Source organism: Nocardiopsis aegyptia (assembly GCF_013410755.1).
Lineage (GTDB): Bacteria > Actinomycetota > Actinomycetes > Streptosporangiales > Streptosporangiaceae > Nocardiopsis > Nocardiopsis aegyptia.
On sequence record NZ_JACCFS010000001.1, the window covers coordinates 4571324 to 4588924 of the forward strand.

General features: G+C 73.7%; 13 protein-coding genes. 12 read left to right on the plus strand and 1 reads right to left on the minus strand.

Annotation, left to right across the window (positions count from 1 at the left end):
* The first annotated feature begins 185 nt into the window (after positions 1–185).
* The 5 genes from HNR10_RS20450 to HNR10_RS20470 all read left to right on the plus strand — a co-directional run bounded on the left by HNR10_RS20450 (position 186) and on the right by HNR10_RS20470 (position 8975).
* Positions 186–2165, plus strand: coding sequence for an elongation factor G (locus HNR10_RS20450; protein WP_179825978.1), 1980 nt, complete (start codon positions 186–188; stop codon positions 2163–2165).
* Positions 2166–2337: 172 nt separating this feature from the next.
* Complete coding sequence (locus HNR10_RS20455) at positions 2338–4848, plus strand: endonuclease/exonuclease/phosphatase family protein (RefSeq protein ID WP_179829849.1); 2511 nt, start codon at positions 2338–2340, stop codon at positions 4846–4848.
* 446 nt (positions 4849–5294) lie between these two features.
* The gene (gene galE, locus HNR10_RS20460; protein ID WP_179825979.1) at positions 5295–6311 is read left to right on the plus strand and encodes a UDP-glucose 4-epimerase GalE; all 1017 of its coding nucleotides are present in this window, start codon (positions 5295–5297) and stop codon (positions 6309–6311) included.
* A 546-nt stretch (positions 6312–6857) separates the two neighbouring features.
* Positions 6858–8438, plus strand: a complete 1581-nt coding sequence (gene guaA / locus HNR10_RS20465; protein ID WP_179825981.1) for a glutamine-hydrolyzing GMP synthase — start codon at positions 6858–6860, stop codon at positions 8436–8438.
* A 108-nt stretch (positions 8439–8546) separates the two neighbouring features.
* Positions 8547–8975 carry a protein-tyrosine phosphatase family protein gene (locus HNR10_RS20470; protein ID WP_179825983.1) on the plus strand — a complete coding sequence of 143 codons (429 nt, stop codon included), beginning with the start codon at positions 8547–8549 and terminating at the stop codon, positions 8973–8975.
* 8 nt (positions 8976–8983) lie between these two features.
* On the opposite strand, the gene HNR10_RS20475 is transcribed toward HNR10_RS20470, so the two are convergent.
* Positions 8984–10924 carry a serine/threonine-protein kinase gene (locus HNR10_RS20475; protein ID WP_179825992.1) on the minus strand — a complete coding sequence of 647 codons (1941 nt, stop codon included), beginning with the start codon at positions 10922–10924 and terminating at the stop codon, positions 8984–8986.
* Positions 10925–11138: 214 nt separating this feature from the next.
* Between HNR10_RS20475 and HNR10_RS20480 the strand changes: the two genes are divergently transcribed.
* The 7 genes from HNR10_RS20480 (at position 11139) to HNR10_RS20510 (ending at position 17595) form a co-directional block, all read left to right on the plus strand.
* Entirely contained in the window at positions 11139–12089 is a 951-nt protein-coding gene (locus HNR10_RS20480) for a 4-(cytidine 5'-diphospho)-2-C-methyl-D-erythritol kinase (RefSeq protein ID WP_179825994.1), read from the plus strand.
* Positions 12090–12222: 133 nt separating this feature from the next.
* Positions 12223–12933, plus strand: coding sequence for a thiamine pyrophosphate-dependent enzyme (locus HNR10_RS20485; protein ID WP_179825996.1), 711 nt, complete (start codon positions 12223–12225; stop codon positions 12931–12933).
* 44 nt (positions 12934–12977) lie between these two features.
* On the plus strand, positions 12978–13877 hold the full coding sequence (locus HNR10_RS20490) for a transketolase family protein (RefSeq protein WP_179829850.1): 900 nt from the start codon (positions 12978–12980) through the stop codon (positions 13875–13877).
* Between the two features lie 173 nt (positions 13878–14050).
* Positions 14051–15025, plus strand: a complete 975-nt coding sequence (locus HNR10_RS20495; protein ID WP_179826007.1) for an SRPBCC family protein — start codon at positions 14051–14053, stop codon at positions 15023–15025.
* A gap of 112 nt (positions 15026–15137) precedes the next feature.
* Entirely contained in the window at positions 15138–15464 is a 327-nt protein-coding gene (locus HNR10_RS20500; RefSeq protein ID WP_179826009.1) for a hypothetical protein, read from the plus strand.
* Between the two features lie 32 nt (positions 15465–15496).
* Entirely contained in the window at positions 15497–15820 is a 324-nt protein-coding gene (locus HNR10_RS20505; protein WP_179826011.1) for a hypothetical protein, read from the plus strand.
* Positions 15820–17595: an ABC-F family ATP-binding cassette domain-containing protein gene (locus HNR10_RS20510; protein WP_179826013.1), complete on the plus strand. Its 1776-nt coding sequence runs from the start codon at positions 15820–15822 to the stop codon at positions 17593–17595. The genes HNR10_RS20505 and HNR10_RS20510 overlap by 1 nt, the downstream gene beginning before the upstream one ends.
* Positions 17596–17601 lie beyond the last annotated feature (6 nt).

Below are 17601 nucleotides of genomic sequence, written 5' to 3' on the forward strand. Positions count from 1 at the left end.
CACGGGCCGAAGCGAGGCGGAGGCCCCAAGAAAAGCAATTGCGCGGACGTGCCGGCGCGCAGCACGATCGTTCCGAACCCGGCGGACCCGCCGGGTTCGCGTCCACAGCGAGGAGACAGACATGCGGCGTCCCTACGGAATCTTCGAGCCCACCTGGACACGAATTCCCGAGGGACCCACCACGCATGACCTCCACACTGAACATCGGCGTTCTCGCCCACGTCGACGCGGGTAAGACCAGCCTCACCGAACGCCTGCTCTTCGAGTCCGGAGCCATCGACCGGCTCGGCAGTGTCGACACCGGCGACACCACCACGGACACCGGCAGCGTCGAACGCGAGCGCGGCATCACCATCCGCACGGCCGTGGCCGGATTCCGGGTCGGACCGACCCGCGTCAACCTGATCGACACGCCGGGCCACACCGACTTCGTCGCCGAGGTCGAGCGCGCCCTGGCGGTGCTCGACGGGGCGGTCCTGGTGGTCTCCGCCGTCGAGGGGGTCCAGGCCCACACCCGGGTGCTCATGCGCGTGCTCCGCGAGTCGGGGCTCCCGGTGCTGCTGTTCGTCAACAAGACCGACCGCGCCGGGGCGCGGCCCGAGCGCGTGTTCGCCGAGATCCGACGGCGGCTCACCGGCGGCGCCCTGGCCATGGACACCGTGCGGGACGCGGGCACACCGCACGCGCGCACCGAGCCGGGGGACCTCCGGGACCCCGCGTTCGCCCGTCGCGTCGCCGAGGCGCTCGCCGAGCACGACGACGCCCTGCTGGCCGCCCTGGTCGAGGACCGCCCGCTCCCGGGACCGGACGCGCTCACGGGGGTGCTGCGGGAGCAGGTCGGGCGCGGCCTGGTGTACCCGGTCCTGTGCGGATCGGCGGTCACGGGCCAGGGCGTCGGCGCGCTGACGCGGGTGCTCACCACCCTGCTGCCGGTGACCACGGCGGCCCACGGCGAGGACGCCGCCGACGAGCTCCGGGGCACGGTGTTCGCGATCGAGCGCGCCCCCACCGGCGAGAAGACGGGCTACCTGCGGCTGCGCGCAGGGTGCCTGGAGCCGCGCGCGCACGTCGAGTTCGAGCGCGCCGACCCGGGGGACGACGGGCCGCACCGGGGCCGGATCACCGGGTTGGAGGTGGTCGGAGCCGAGGGCGTGCGGTCCCGGCCCCTGGCCGCCGGCGAGATCGGCCGGATCCGCGGGCTGCCCGGCGTGCGCGTCGGGGACCGGCTGGGCCCGCCGGCCGCGGCCGCGCGGTTCGCCCGGCCCGCGCTGGAGGCCGTCGTGCGTCCGGAGGACGGCGGCGACGCGGCGCGCCTGCACGCCGCCCTGGCGGCGCTGGCCGACCAGGACCCCCTGATCCACCTGCGCACCGTCGCGGGGGAGGGCCTGTCGGTCCTGCTCTACGGCGAGGTGCAGAAGGAGGTCGTCGCCGCCACCCTGGCCGAGGACTTCGGCGTGCGGGCCGTGTTCGAGCCCAGCCGGACCGCGCACACCGAGCGCCCGGCGGGGACGGGGTCGGCGGTCGAGGAGGTCTCCCCGGGGCGCCTCGTCGGCACGTGGGCCACGGTCGGCCTGCGGGTCGATCCGATGAAGGAGGGCGCGGGCGTCGTGTTCCGCCGCGAGGTGGAGTTCGGCGCGCTGATCGGGGCCTTCGACCGGGCCATCGAGGAGACCGTCCGCGACACCCTGGGCCAGGGCCTGTACGGCTGGCCCGTGACCGACTGCGCGGTGACGCTGATCCGCAGCGGGTTCGCGCCCCCGACCACGCCCGCCGACTTCCGCGAGCTGACCCCGCTCGTGCTGATGCGGGCACTGGACCGGGCGGGCACGCGCGTGTTCGAGCCGGTGCACGGGTTCGAGCTGGAGGTCCCGGCGGACGTGCTCGGCGGTGTGACGGCCCGCCTGAACGCGCTGGGCGCACGCGTGCGCGACACAGTGGAGACCGCCGAGGGGTGGCTGTTGAGGGGAGAGGTGGCGGCGAGGTCGGTGGACGCCTTCCGGACCGAGCTGCCCGGCCTCTCCCGGGGCGAGGGCGTGTGGTGGACGTTCCCGGAGGGGGAGCGCGCGGTGACGGGGCCCGTCCCCCGCCGGGCCCGCACCGACGGCAACCCGCTGGACTACGACGAGTACCTGGTGCACCGCGCCAACGCCCGCCGGAGCGGCTGAGCCCGCCACGCCCCGGACCGCGGGCGCCCGGGAGATCCGACCCACCCGGGCGCCCGCTTGGATGATCGTCCAAGGACAATTCCACCTGGTCGTGGTCGGATCCCACCAAAATCACCGTGTGTCGTCTCCATTTCACGCGCTCTCTTTCGTTCGGACATCCAAACGGGCCATGATGTGCCAGCCCCTCACCCGTGCATCCCCATCCCCATCCCGGATCCCCACCCCCGACCAGACCGGAGAAGGCGTGTCCCCCAGCAGAACCCCCTCCAGACGCGTGCTCGCGTCCGCCACGGCGGTGACGGCGCTGTCCCTGACCGCCGCGCTCTCCACGGCCCTGCCCGCCGCGGCCGAGGCCACCGGCCCCGTCATCGGCGAGGTCTACGGCGGCGGCGGCAACAGCGGCGCCGAACTGCGCAACGACTTCGTCGAACTCGGCAACCCCACCGACGCGGCCGTCGGCCTCGACGGCTGGAGCGTGCAGTACCTGCCCGCGCGGCCCGGCGACTCCACCCGGGTCCAGGTCACCCCGCTCGGCGGCGCGATCGAACCGGGCACCTCCTACCTGGTGCGCCAGGGCGCCGGCGCCGGCGGCTCCGTCGACCTGCCCGCCCCCGACGCCGCCGGCGGCACCGCCATGGCCGCGGGCTCGGGCGTGGTCCTGCTGGTGGAGGGCACCGAACCGGTCGCCTGCCGGACCGCCGCCGAGTGCGCCGAGGAGGAGGGCGTCGCCGACCTCGTCGGCTACGGCTCGGCCACCGTCTTCGAGGGCGCGCCCGCCCCGGGGCTGAGCAACACGACCTCGGCCGCCCGCGACGCCGACCTCACGGACACCGGCGACAACGCCGCCGACTTCACCGCCGGAGCCCCCGCCCCCACCAACGCGGCCGGGGAGACCGCCGGCGACGGCGGAGGCACCGACCCCGAGGACCCGGTCGAGCCCGGCGACCTGCGCGTCCACGACGTCCAGGGCACCACCCGCTCCTCGCCCCTGGAGGGCGAGACGGTCAGCGGCCTGCCCGGCGTCGTGACGGCCGTCAACGCCTTCGGCAGCGCGCGCGGCTTCTGGTTCCAGGACACCGAGGGCGACGGCGACCCGCGCACGAGCGAGGCGCTCTTCGTCTTCACCGGATCCACCACCCCCGACGTGTCCGTCGGCGACGAGGTCCTGGCCGCCGGCCGGGTGAGCGAGTACCGGCCCGCCAGCGGGAGCCAGAGCATCACGCAGCTCGACCGGGCCCGCTGGACCGTGGTGTCCGAGGGCAACGACGTCCCCGAGTCCCTCGACCTGGGCGGGGACACCATCCCCGACACCTACGCGCCCGACCACGGCGGCGACACCACCGACCGGGAGCTGGAGCCGGACACCTACGCCCTGGACTTCTGGGAGGCCCACGAGCACATGCTCGTGCGTGTGGAGGACGCCCCCGTCATCGGCGCGACCGACCCCTACGACGCCCTGTGGGTCACCGCCAAGCCGGACGAGAACCGCACGGTCAACGGCGGCACGCACTACGGCTCCTACGACGAACCCAACACCGGACGGGTCAAGATCGAGTCGCTGCTCGACCTGGAGCGGCACCCCTTCCCGCGGGCCGACGTCGGCGACACCCTCACCGGGGTCACCGAGGGCCCGGTCTACTACAGCCGGTTCGGCGGCTACCTCGTGCGCGCCACGACCATGGGCGAGCTCGCCCCCGGGGGCCTGGAGCGCGTCCCCGCCCGCGACGCCGAGCGCTACGAGGTCACCGTGGCCACCTACAACGTGGAGAACCTCGACGGCCAGGACGACCAGGCCAAGTTCGACGAGCTCGCCCAGGGCGTCGTCGACTACCTGGGCACGCCCGACATCATCGGCCTGGAGGAGATCCAGGACAGCAGCGGCCCGACCGACGACGGCACCGTGGACCCCGACGTCACCCTGGACCGCCTGGTGGCCGCGATCGAGGACCAGGGCGGCCCGTCCTACGAGTGGCGGCAGATCAGCCCGCAGGACGGCCAGGACGGCGGTCAGCCCGGCGGCAACATCCGCAACGCCTTCCTCTTCAACCCCGAACACGTGCGGTTCGTCGACGTCGAGGGCGGCGACGCCACCACCGCGGTGGAGGTCACCGAGGGACCCCGCGGCGCCGAGCTGAGCGTGTCGCCCGGCCGGATCGAGCCGCAGGACGAGGCCTGGGACGACAGCCGCAAGCCGCTCGTCGGCCACTTCCGGGCCAAGGGCCGGGACCTGTACGTGGTGACCAACCACTTCAACTCCAAGGGCGGCGACCCGTCGCTGCACGGCGTCCAGCAGCCGCCGGTCCGCACGAGCGAGGTCCAGCGCAACGCCCAGGCCCGGCTCGTCCGCCAGTTCGCCGAGGACCTCCTCGCGGTCGACCCGGAGGCGAACCTCATCGTCATGGGCGACCTGAACGACTTCCCGTTCTCGCCGACCCTGGACATCCTCACCGCCGACGGACTGCTGGCCAACCCGATGGACGCGCTGCCGGAGGAGGAGCGCTACAACTACGTGTTCGACGGCAACTCGCAGGCGCTCGACCACATCCTGGTCAACGGCGTCCTGGCCGACCGGATGGACTACGACGTCGTGCGCGTCAACTCCGAGTTCCACGACCAGGTCAGCGACCACGACCCGCAGGTGCTGTGGTTCGACATCCGCCGCGGCCCGCCGCACCGCCCCTGACCCTTGGACGACGAGGGGCCCGCGCCGCCCGGTGCGGGCCCCCGCGGGTGCTTCAGGCCGTTCCGGTGTAGGTCGTCCAGCCTGCCGTGACCCCAGAGGGTTCGTGAGGGCGCCGACGCGTTCTGGAGGGCCTGGAGGTGCACTCCCGAGGAATGAGGGAGTGCACCGGAAGGACCGAAGGGCGCGTCTTCCGGGCGCACGAGCACGGGCCGAAGCGAGGAACGAGCGGCGGCCCAAAGAAAGCACGAGGAGGGCGCCGACGCGTTCTGGAGGGCCTGGAGGTGCACTCCCGAGGAATGAGGGAGTGCACCGGAAGGACCGAAGGGCGCGTCTTCCGGGCGCCCGAGCACGGGCCGAAGCGAAGCGGAGGCCCAAGGAGAACACAGCTCACCTATCCTGAGGTGGCCCGCGCCGGAGCGGGCGTCCCCACCTTCAGGAAGTCAGCGATGAACGTACTGCTCACCGGTGGCGCCGGCTACATCGGCTCCCACACCGCCGTGGAACTCCTCGACGCCGGGCACGGCGTCGTGGTCGTCGACACCCTGGTCAACAGCCACGAGGAGTCCCTGCGGCGTGTGGAGCGCATCACCGGACGCTCCGTGGCCTTCCACCCGGCCGACTGCACGGACGCGGACGCGCTGCGCCGGGTGTTCGCCGAGCACGACGTCGACGCGGTCATCCACATGGCCGGGCTCAAGGCCGTGGGCGAGTCCGCGCGCCAGCCCCTGCGCTACTACCGCAACAACCTGGACGCCCTGCTCTCGCTCGCCGAGGTGATGGACGAGTTCGACGTGCGCGACCTGGTGCTGAGCTCCTCGGCCACGGTGTACGGGAACCCCGAGCGGGTCCCCATCGCCGAGGACGCCGCCCTCGCCTCCGCCAACCCCTACGGCGCCACCAAGCTCTTCGCCGAGCAGATCCTGCGGGACCTGGCCGCGGCGGACGAGCGGTGGCGGATCACCGCGCTGCGCTACTTCAACCCCATCGGCGCCCACCCCAGCGGACTGATCGGGGAGGACCCCCAGGGCGTGCCCAACAACCTCTTCCCCTACATCGCCCAGGTCGCCTCCGGCCGCCGCGAGCGGCTCCAGGTGTTCGGCGACGACTACGACACCGCCGACGGCACCGGTGTGCGCGACTACCTGCACGTGGTGGACCTGGCGCGCGGGCACCTCGCGGCCGTGACCCACCTGGCCGACGCCACCGGGTTCCGCGCCTACAACCTGGGCACGGGCAAGGGCGTCTCGGTGCTGGAGGGCGTGCGCGCCTTCGAGCGCGCGAGCGGCCGCCCCGTCCCGTACGAGGTGGTCGAGCGCCGCCCCGGGGACATCGCCGTTTGCTACGCCGACCCCTCCGCCGCCGCGCGCGACCTCGACTGGAAGGCCGTGCGGGGCGTGGACGAGGCCTGCGCGGACGCCTGGCGCTGGCAGTCGGCCAACCCGGACGGCTTCGCGCGGGGCTAGGGTTCGGGGCGCTTCATGCCGGGTCCTTCGTCGTCGACTTGCCTTGCTCGTTCCTCGCTGCGGCCCCGTCTCCTCCTGCAGGCGCCGGCGCGCCCTTCACCCCTGTGCCTTCTTGGGGCCTCCGCTCGTTCCTCGCTTTGGCCCGTGGGTTCGGGGCGCTTCATGCCGGGTCCTTCGTCGTCGACTTGCCTTGCTCGTTCCTCGCTGCGGCCTCGTCTCCTCCTGCAGGCGCCGGCGCGCCCTTCACCCCTGTGCCTTCTTGGGGCCTCCGCTCGTTCCTCGCTTTGGCCCGTGGGTTCGGGGCGCTTCATGCCGGGTCCTTCGTCGTCGACTTGCCTTGCTCGTTCCTCGCTGCGGCCTCGTCTCCTCCTGCAGGCACCGGCGCGCCCCTCACCCCTGTGCCTTCTTGGGGCCTCCGGCCCGGGGCGTGCGGCGACCGGCGCCGCTGAGGGACTGCGCACACCCCGTCCCGCTCGGGGCGGGTGCCCGCGGATGACGCCCTAGACTGGGCGGACATCCCTGTTCTCCTGCGGAAGGTCCTCCGTCGTGTCCGTTGGTGCTGAGAGCACGTTCGACACCGTTCTCGTCGTCGACTTCGGCGCGCAGTACGCGCAGCTGATCGCGCGTCGCGTTCGCGAATGCCACGTGCACAGCGAGATCGTGCCCTCGACCATGCCCGTCGAGGAGATGCTCGCCAAGAATCCCAAGGCCATCATCCTCTCGGGCGGCCCGTCCTCGGTCTACGCCGAGGGCGCGCCCCACGTGGGCGCCGAACTCTTCCAGACCGGAGTGCCGACCTTCGGTATCTGCTACGGCTTCCAGGCGATGACCCGGGCGCTGGGCGGCACCGTGGACCGCACCGACCTGAGCGAGTTCGGCCGCACGGAGCTGACCGCCACGAACGACTCGGTGCTCTTCTCCGGCCTGCCCTCCGACCTGCTGGTGTGGATGTCGCACGGCGACTCCGTCGTGGCGGCGCCCGAGGGCTTCACCACGGTCGCCAGCACCGCGGGCGCGCCCGTCGCCGCGTTCGAGGACACCGACCGGCGGTTGTTCGGCGTGCAGTTCCACCCCGAGGTCATGCACACCGAGCACGGCCAGGACGTCCTGCGCACCTTCCTCTACGAGGGCGCGGGCTGCCGCCCCACGTGGACGATGGTGAACATCGTCGAGGAGCAGCTGGAGCGCATCCGCGAGCAGATCGGCGACAAGCGCGTCATCTGCGCGCTGAGCGGCGGCGTCGACTCCGCCGTGGCCGGGGCCCTGGTGCAGCGTGCGGTCGGCGACCAGCTGACCTGCGTGTTCGTCGACCACGGCCTGCTGCGCAAGGGCGAGGCCGAGCAGGTCGAGAAGGACTACGTGGCGATCACCGGCGCGACCCTGAAGGTCGTGGACGCCGAGGACCGCTTCCTCGAAGCCCTCTCCGGGGTGACCGACCCCGAGGAGAAGCGCAAGATCATCGGCCGCGAGTTCATCCGCGTGTTCGAGCAGGCGGCCCGCGAGGTCGTCGTCGAGAGCGGCGAGCACGGCGCCGAGGTCGAGTTCCTGGTCCAGGGCACGCTCTACCCGGACGTCGTCGAGTCCGGCGGCGGCACCGGCACCGCGAACATCAAGTCGCACCACAACGTGGGCGGCCTGCCGGAGGATCTCCAGTTCACCCTGGTCGAGCCGCTGCGCGAGCTGTTCAAGGACGAGGTCCGCAAGGTCGGCGAGGAGCTCGGCCTGCCGCCGGAGATGGTGTGGCGCCAGCCCTTCCCCGGCCCGGGCCTGGGCATCCGCATCATCGGCGAGGTCACCCGCGACCGCCTGGAGATCCTGCGCGAGGCCGACGCGATCGCCCGCGAGGAGCTGTCCCGTGCCGGCCTGGACCGGGACATCTGGCAGTGCCCCGTGGTGCTGCTCGCCGACGTGCGCTCGGTGGGCGTGCAGGGCGACGGCCGGACCTACGGCCACCCGGTCGTCCTGCGCCCGGTCAGCAGCGAGGACGCCATGACGGCCGACTGGTCGCGCGTGCCCTACGACGTGCTCGCCAAGATCTCCAACCGGATCACCAACGAGGTCCGCGAGATCAACCGCGTCACGCTCGACGTCACCAGCAAGCCCCCGGGCACCATCGAGTGGGAGTAGGCGACCCGCTCCCCTGACGGCCGACGGGCCCGGCACACCCTGAGTGCGCCGGGCCCGCCGTGTTCCCGGCCCATGGCGCCGCCGCGGCACGCGCCCTAGTCTCGGACCATGACATCGACCTGGGAGCCCGGAGCGCCCGGCGTGCTCGCCCTGCCGTCGGGGCGGCTCGTCCGCGGCCGCGGCCTGGCCCGCCCCCTTCCGGCGGGGCCCGAGCCCGACTTCGCCCTCTACCTGCTCGGCAGCACCCCGCCCTCCGTGGCGTGGGAGACCCGGTGGGTCCGCTGGCCGGACTTCGGCCTGCCGAGCGACCGCACGGCGGCCGGCGAGGCCCTGCGTGAGGCGTGGACGCGGGCCGGCGGCGAGCGGGTCGAGCTGGCGTGCATGGGCGGGCAGGGCCGGACCGGGACGGCGCTCGCGTGCCTGGCGGTCCTGGACGGCGTGCCCGCGGACGAGGCGGTCGCCTACGTCCGGGCGCACTACCTTTCGGGCGCCGTGGAGACGCCCTGGCAGCGCCGGTTCGTCACCCGCTTCGGCTGAGGCGCCGCTCAGCGCACGAGGTGCTCGATCGAGATGTCGGTGCGCTCGGCGCCGTCCCCGTGGGTCAGGGACAGGACCTCGGGACGGCCGTCGTTCTCGCGGAGGATGAACACCAGGTCGCCCCTGGCGGTGGTGCCCGGCGCCACGCCGGGACCCTCCCAGAGCGACTGCCGCCGCTCCTCGCTCGACGGGTCCTCCCCCTCGCGGGTGCTCTGGCTCGTGGTCGTGATGATCTGGTCCTCGGCGTCGAAGCGCAGCAGGTCGCCGCCGGTGTTGGTCAGGCGCAGATCGACCACGCAGTACTCCGCGTCGGTCTGCAGGCCCGAACGGATGTTGTGCTTGGTCAGCCCGCAGGTGACCTCGGAGACGTCGTACTGGACGGCGCCGTCGGCGGAGGTGACCGGCATGTCGCTGGGCGGTCCGGTCGGCTCGTCCGTCCCGCCGCCGGGCACCGCGGCGTCCGGTTCCTGGGCATCGGGTTCCTGGGTGTCCGGCTCCTCCTCCTGGCCCTGGGAGGAGTCGTCCGACCAGGGGAGGAAGGACCCGTTGCTGGACAGGAAGGTCAGCAGCAGCACCAGTGCCACGAGGGCGGCCACTCCGGCGAGCACCGTGCCCAGTACGAGGCCCCTGCGCCGCGAGGGCGCGGCGGGTCGGTGCGGCGGCGGTGGCACGGGCGGAACGTAGGGCTGCGGCCGGGAGACCTGCTGCTCGGGGGGCGGCGGCACCATCGGGATGGGGCCGGTCGAGGCCGGGTGCTGGGCCGGCGGCTGTCCGACGGGATGGGCCTGCCCCTGGGGCGCGTGCTGGGGCGGCGGCGCGGCGGGGTGCCCGACGGGGTGCCCGGCGGCGGCGCGGCCGGGAGGCGGCCCCTGCGGCCGGGGGAAGTTGCCGGTCTGGTGCGCGGGCGGCGGCATGGGCGGCGCGGCCTGGTAGGGGCCCGGTCCGGGATGGCGCATGCCCGTCATGGTCTGGTGCGCGGACTGCCCGTGCCCGGGGTGGGGCATCCCGGGCGGCATCGGGGGCAGGTTCGGCCGCCACGACTGGTGCAGGGCGTGCGAGACCATGTCGTTGGGATTGGTGGGGTCCTCGCCGCCGGCGAGTTCCAGCAGCAGGTCCTGCGCGGTGGGCCGGCGGCCCGGCTCCTTGGCCAGGGCGCGGGTCACCAGGCGGTCGAGCGGGCTGTCCAGCGCACCGATCTGCGGCTCGGCGAACAGGACGCGCTTGCCCAGGGTCATGGCGTCGCCGTTGCCGAAGGGGTGCGTGCCGTTGCCGGCGAACGCCACCAGGCACCCCCAGGCGAAGATGTCCGCCGAGGTGGTGACCTGCTCCTCCAGCAGCTGTTCCGGGGCCATCCAGCCCGGGCTGCCCATGACGATGCCGGTCTGGGTGTGGTTGGTGGCGGTGTTCATCGCGCGGGCGATGCCGAAGTCGATCACCCGGGGACCGGACAGCGACAGCAGCACGTTCGCGGGCTTGAGGTCGCGGTGGACCAGCCCGGTGCGGTGGATGGCGGCCAGGGCCGCGGCCACGCCCAGGGCGAACCCGTGCAGGGTCGAGGAGTCCAGCGGCCCGTTCTCGGCGATGTGCTCGGCCAGCGCGGTGCCCGCGATGTACTCGGTCACCATGTAGGGGCGGTTCTCGAACGTTCCGTGGTCGAGGACCTTCGCGGTGCAGAAGGAGGCGACCTTGCGGGCGTTCTCCATCTCGTCGTGGAACCGCGCGCGGGTGGCCTCGTCGAAGGCCAGCTCCGGGCGGATGACCTTGATCGCTACCTGGGGCGCGTCACCCCGCGCCCGCGGTGTCGAGCTGTTCCTGTCCGCGGCGCTGCCCAGGTAGACGGTACCCATGCCGCCACTACCCAGCTTCCCGGACAGCACGTAGGGACCGATGGTGGCCGGATCTCCGGCGGCCAGCGGTTCCAGGTTCTTCGGGAGCCCATCCGACGGCAAGCGACCCTCCCCGACGGTGTCCAAACTCCGCCTCGCCCCAAGGTAGCGGTGTTTGTGCCCTGATTCCCACTCGCGGGCCGGATCGGGCCGCGAGTGGTGCGGGCGGTAACTGACATGACAGAAGTGACGGTTCCCAGCGTGCGTCGAACACACCGCTGACCCGCGAGGGGTGTGTGTTCACGCAAGGTGGGGGTTCCTTTACGATTGGGGACTCGTGACCGTTAATACCACCGTAACCGTGCGGGTCCCCGCGAAGGTGAACCTCCAACTGGCGGTGGGGCCCGGACGCGAGGACGGATTCCACGACCTCGTCAACGTGTTCCATGCCGTCTCACTGTTCGATGAGGTTACCGTCACGACGGCGCCCTCGCGTCCCGAGACCGGCCTCACGGAGCTGACCGTGGGCGGTGGGCTGGGCTCCCACCTGTCGCGCGTGCCCCTGGACGGCACCAACCTGACCGCCCGCGCCGCGGCCCTGCTGGCCGAGCGGACGGGCCGGGGCCACCCGGTCACCATCCACATGGACAAGCACATCCCCGTGGCGGGCGGGATGGCCGGCGGCAGCGCCGACGCGGCCGCCGCCCTGGTGGCCTGCGACCGCCTGTGGGGCTGTGACCTTCCCCGGCGGACCCTGCTCGACTACGCGGCCGAACTGGGCAGCGACGTGCCCTTCGCCCTGGTGGGGGCCACCGCGGTCGGCCGCGGGCGCGGCGAGATCCTCGAACCGATGGCCGGACCCGGTCGCTTCCACTGGGTGTTCGCGCTCTCGCCGCACGGGCTGTCCACGGCCAAGGTGTTCGCCGAGTACGACCGCCTGCGCCCGGACGCCCCCGAGCCGCGGGCCGACGCCGCCCTGGCGGCCGCGCTGGCCGCCGCCGATCCGGTCGCGCTGGGCCGGGCGCTGAGCAACGACCTGCAGGGCGCCGCGCTGTCCCTGCTCCCGGAACTGGAGCGCACGCTCGAGACCGGCACGGAGGCCGGGGCCCTGGGGGCCCTGGTGTCCGGGTCCGGTCCGACCTGCGCGTTCCTGGTCGGCGGGGGCGCAGAGGAGCGCTCGGTGATCGACCGGCGCGAGGCGGACGTGGTGGCGGCCCTGGAGGCGAGCGGACTGTGCGAGCGGGTCGTGACGGCCTACGGCGACGTGCCGGGGGCCACGGTCCTGTGACCTCACCCGGTGTGAGGTAGATCACTGCCGACGGCGGGTGTCCCGGCGGGTGTCCCGGCGGGTGTCCCGGCGGGTGTCCCGGCGGGTCCGCGCGGGTTGACCTCAATCGCGGTTGAGGTTGAACACTGGGCGCATGTCGACCCGAGCCGTCCTCTCCCGATACGCCGACCTCCCCACCCTCATCGGACTCATGGAGGGTGACGAGAAGCACAGCGCCGCGGCCCACACCACGCTGGACGTCCTGTGGGTCCTCTACGACCGCGTCCTGGCCGTCTCGCCCGAGACGGCCGAGGACCCCGCCCGCGACCGCTTCCTGCTGTCCAAGGGGCACGGCCCCGCGGCCTACTACGCCGTCCTGGCCGCCAAGGGGTTCCTCGACGTGCCGACCCTGCGCACCTGGGCGGCCTTCGACTCCCCGCTGGGCCACCACCCCGACCGCGTGCTCGTCCCCGGGGTCGAGATCGGCAGCGGGTCCCTCGGCCACGGCCTGCCCCTCGCCCTGGGCACCGCCCTCGGACTGCGCGCCCGGGACGTGCGCCGCGCCGACGGCGCCGAACCCCGGGTCGTCGTGCTCGTCGGTGACGGGGAACTCGACGAGGGCAGCAACCACGAGGCCATCGCCGCCGCCGGCCGGCTCGGCGCGGACAACCTCACCGTCGTGGCCGTCGACAACCGCTCGGCCAGGCACGGGTGGCCCGGCGGCATCGCGGCGCGCTTCGCCGTGGAGGGCTGGGAGACGCGCGAGGCCGACGGCCGCGACCAGGACGCCCTCCACGACGCCCTCACCCGCCCCCATCCCCGCGGACCGCTCGCCGTCGTCGCACGGGTGCGTGTCGGAACGTGAACAGGAAGACGGTCATGAACACGGACATGAACAGGAACACGGACATGCGCCAGGCCTTCGCCGAGACCGTCGGCGCCGCCCTGGACGACGACCCCCGCACCGCCCTCGTCCTCGCCGTGATCTCCGGCGACATGTTCCGGCGCTCCGCCGCCCGCCACCCGGGCCGCGTGATCGACGTCGGCATCCGCGAGCAGGCGATGATCGGGGTGGCCGGCGGGCTCGCCCTCGCCGGGATGCGCCCCGTCGTGCACAGCTACGCCCCCTTCCTCGTCGAGCGGCCCTTCGAGCAGGTCAAGCTGGACCTCGGCCACCAGGACGTCGGCGCGGTGCTCGTCGGCATCGGCGGCTCCTACGACGCCTCCACGGCGGGCCGCACCCACCACGCGCCCGGGGACGTCGCCCTCCTGGACACCCTGCCCGGGTGGACCGTGCACGTGCCCGGCCACCACGAGGAGGCGCGCGACCTCCTCAGGGCCGCCATCGCCCGCGACGACCGCGTGTACGTGCGGCTCTCCGCCACGGGCAACCGGACGTCGATGCCCGCGTCGCCGCGCCTGACGGTCCTGCGCACCGGATCGGCCCGCTCGGCGGGCGTGGTCGTGGCCGTGGGACCCATGCTCGACCGGGTCCTGGACGCCACTGCGGGCCTGGACGTCACCGTCGCCTACGCCTCGACCGTGCGGCCCTTCGACCGCGACGGCCTCAGCCGGCTCGTGGGCGCCGCGGGCAGCGCCGACGTCCTGGTCGTGGAGCCCTACCTGCGGGGCACCTCCGCGCACGAGGTGGCCGAGGCCCTGGCCGACCGCCGCCACCGCCAGCTCGGCCTGGGCGTGGGCCGGGACGAGGAGTTGCGCTCCTACGGCACCCCGGCCGACCACGACCGCGCCCACGGACTGGACACGGAGGGCCTGGCCAAGGCGGCCCGGGACTTCTTCCTGGTCTGACCCGCTCCGGGCCCGGCCCGCTCCTGGTCCCGCCCCGGTCCGACCCGGGCCGGCCCCGGTCCGGCCCGCGCGGGTCCTGGCGTGGTGCGGTTCCGGGCGGGTCCCGTCCTGGGTACGGTCACGACCAGGTGCCGACCGCACCGGGCGGGTCCGACCGAGAAGGGGAGTGCACGATGGCACAGCCGACGGCGACACTGCGGGTGGTGGCGGGCGACGCGGTCCTGCTCCTGGACCGGCGCGTCGCGGCCGACCCGGAGCGGGTGTGGCGCGCGGTGTCCGACCCCGCGGAGCTGGCGCGGTGGTTCCCCGCGGCCGTCGAGGGCGAGCTGCGGGTGGGCGGGCACCTGCGCTTCTCCTTCTCCGACGCCCCCGCCGACGCCGGGGACGGCGGGGAGGGCCAGGTCACCGAGTTCGACCCGCCGCGCGTGTTCGGGTTCCTGTGGAGCCGCGACGCCCTGCGTTTCGAGGTCGCCCCGGACGACGCCGGATCCGGGACCCGGTTCACGCTCACGCACGTCGCCGGCGGGGGCGCGCTCGGCCGCATCGCGGCGGCGAGGACCGCCCACGGCTGGGACACGTGTCTGGCGGCGCTGGAGGCCCACCTGGAGGGTCGGGACCCCGAGGCCGCCTCCGAGGCGCCGAACGGCCGTCTGACGGCCGTGGAGCGCTATGTGGCCGAGTTCGGGCTCGACGAGGGCGAGGCGGTGGCGACCCCCGACGGATTCGTCGTCTCGTTCGTCCGCGACATCGTGTGGACACCGCTCGACGACGCCTGGGCCGTCCTCACCGGGGGCGAGAGCGCCGAGATCGGCGGCGTGCCGCCGGTGGGGGCCGTCAACGAGTACGTGGGAGCGGGCCCGGTCACCGAGGCCGACCCCCCGCGCGTACTGGAGTACACCTGGACGCACGAGGGCGAGGCGGCGGGCACGGTCCGCTGGGAGCTGGTCCACGACCCCGAACTCGGCAACCGTGTGGAGGTGACCCAGACCGTGCCCGAGCGGCTGGGGGCGGTCCTGCCGACGGCGCTCGCCGCCTGGCACACCCACCTGGAGCAGTACTTCGCGGCGGTCCACGGCGACGTGCGCTGCCCGTGGCCGGCGGACCGGACCGAGGAGCTGCGCGGCCGCTACGCCGCGCGCCTGGGATGAGCCGGGAACGCGGGAAGCCGGTGGGACAGGGCGCCGAAACGGCGGCGATAGCGGGGCGGAGCAGACTACGGGCGCGCCAGGAACGCCCTGGAGCACCGAACACGGGAGAGACATGCGATTCCAGCGTGCCGCCAAGGTCTTCGCCGCCACCGCCCTCGCGGGCCTGACCGTCGCCCTGCTGCCCGGCGCTGCCAACGCGGACGAGGCCGACGGCTTCGCCTGCACCGAGTCCCGACCCCTTCCGTTCGACCACGTCACCTACACGTGCGAGGCGGAGTCGGAGGACATCCAGTGGCGGCTCATCGGCCGCTGCAACCACATGTTCGGCATCTCCTTCGTGTCCTCCCCGACCGTGGAGGGAAGCGGCAGCGCGACCGTCTCCTGTCCCACCGCCGGGCCCATCGTCCATCTCGGCCAGGTGTCCCTGGTCGTCCTCTGACGCGAGGCGGGGCCGACGCGGCCACCCTGATCGTGGCCGGTCTGGGTGTGCGCGGGGTCCTGCGGGCGCCCCTGTGGGGCGCGCGCCGCTCCGGCCGCCCGTGGTGGCGGGTGGCCCCGCGCCTGCTGCCCTACCTGGTGCCGCCCGCGCTGTTCCCCTGGACGAACACGGCGGTGACCTACGTGATGGGCGGCCGGTACGGCACGTGGGCGGAGCGCTTCTACGGCGTCCCCGCCGAGATGACCTTTACCGCCGTCACCGCGCCGGCGTGCCTGGCGGTCGTCGCCGCCCGGACGGTCGCCCTCCGGCGCCGAGCGGTCCGGGCACCGCGTCGGGGGGACCACAATGGACAGTGATGAATCTGGTCAATCTTCAGGACGTGTCCCTGGCCTACGGGCCCCTCGTACTCCTCGACAAGGTCTCGCTCGGCGTGGACGAGGGCGACCGCATCGGCGTCGTCGGCCGCAATGGGGGCGGCAAGTCGACGCTGATCTCCGTGCTGTCGGCGCTCACCGAGCCCGACTCGGGCCGGGTCGTGCACAACCGCGGGCTCCGTGTCGGCTTCCTCCACCAGCGCGACACCTTCCCCGACACCACTGTCGGCGAGTTCGTGCTGGGCGAGCGGGCCGAACACGAGTGGGCGGGCGACGCGCGCATCCGCGACCTCCTGCGGGGCCTGCTCAGCGGCTGGGACCTGGACACCTCGATGGCGGACCTGTCCGGCGGCGAGCGTCGCCGCACCGGCCTGGCCCGGCTCCTGGTGGACGACCACGACCTCATCGTCCTGGACGAGCCCACCAACCACCTCGACATCGAGGGCATCGCCTGGCTCGCCCAGCACCTGAACGCCCGTTCCGAGGCGCTCGTGGTCGTCACCCACGACCGGTGGTTCCTGGACGCGGTCACCACGCGCACCTGGGAGGTCGGGCGCGGCGCCGTCGAGCGCTACGAGGGCGGGTACGCCGCCTACGTCCTGGCCAAGGCCGAGCGCGACCGCCAGGCCGCCGCGGCCGAGGAGCGCCGCCAGAACCTCATGCGCAAGGAGCTGGCCTGGCTGCGCCGCGGCGCCCCCGCGCGCACCTCCAAGCCCAAGTTCCGGATCGAGGCGGCCAACCAGCTCATCGAGGACGAACCGCCGGCCCGCGACTCCGTCGAGCTGGTCCGCTTCGCCAGCTCCCGCCTGGGCAAGACGGTCGTCGACCTCAAGGACGTGACCGTCGCCGTCCCCGACCGGGTCCTGCTCGACCACCTGACGTGGCAGCTCGGTCCGGGCGACCGGGTCGGGCTGGTGGGCGTCAACGGCGCCGGCAAGTCCACCCTGCTCAAGATCCTCGCCGAGGAGCGCGAGCCCGACAGCGGACACGTCCGCACGGGCCGCACGGTCAAGCTGGCGCACCTGTCGCAGAACGTGGCCGAGCTCGACCCCGCCGCCCGCCCCCTCCAGACGGTCATGGAGGTGCGCGAGCACATCACCATCGGCAAGCGCGACTACACCGCCAGCCAGATGCTGGAGCGCTTCGGCTTCCGCGGCGAGCGCCAGTGGACCCCGGTCGGTGAGCTCTCCGGCGGCGAGCGCCGCCGCCTGCAGCTGCTGCGCCTGCTCATGGACGAGCCCAACGTGCTGCTCCTGGACGAGCCCACCAACGACCTCGACATCGAGACCCTCACCGAGCTGGAGGACCTCCTCGACGGCTGGCCCGGCTCGCTGGTCCTGGTCAGCCACGACCGCTACTTCCTGGAGCGCGTCACCGACCGCGTCCTGGCGCTGATGGGCGACGGCGGGCTGGCCTTCCTGCCCGGCGGCGTCGACGAGTACCTGGAGCGCCGCGCGCTCAGGGCGGGCGAGGCCACGGTGCCCCTGGGCGCCTCCGAGACGGCCGCGGAGCCGGAGGCGAAGGCCCCGGCCGTGTCGGCGGCCGACCGCCGCGCCGCGCAGAAGGAGATGCAGCGCGTGGAGCGCCGCATGGACCGGGTGTCCAAGCGCGAGAGCGAGCTGCACGAGCTGATGGCCGCCGCGGCCGACGACTACACCCGCCTGGCCGAGCTGGACGCCGAGGTCAAGGCGCTGGCCGCCGAGCGCGAGCAGCTGGAGCAGACCTGGCTGGAGCAGGCCGAGCGGGTGGACGACTGAGCACGC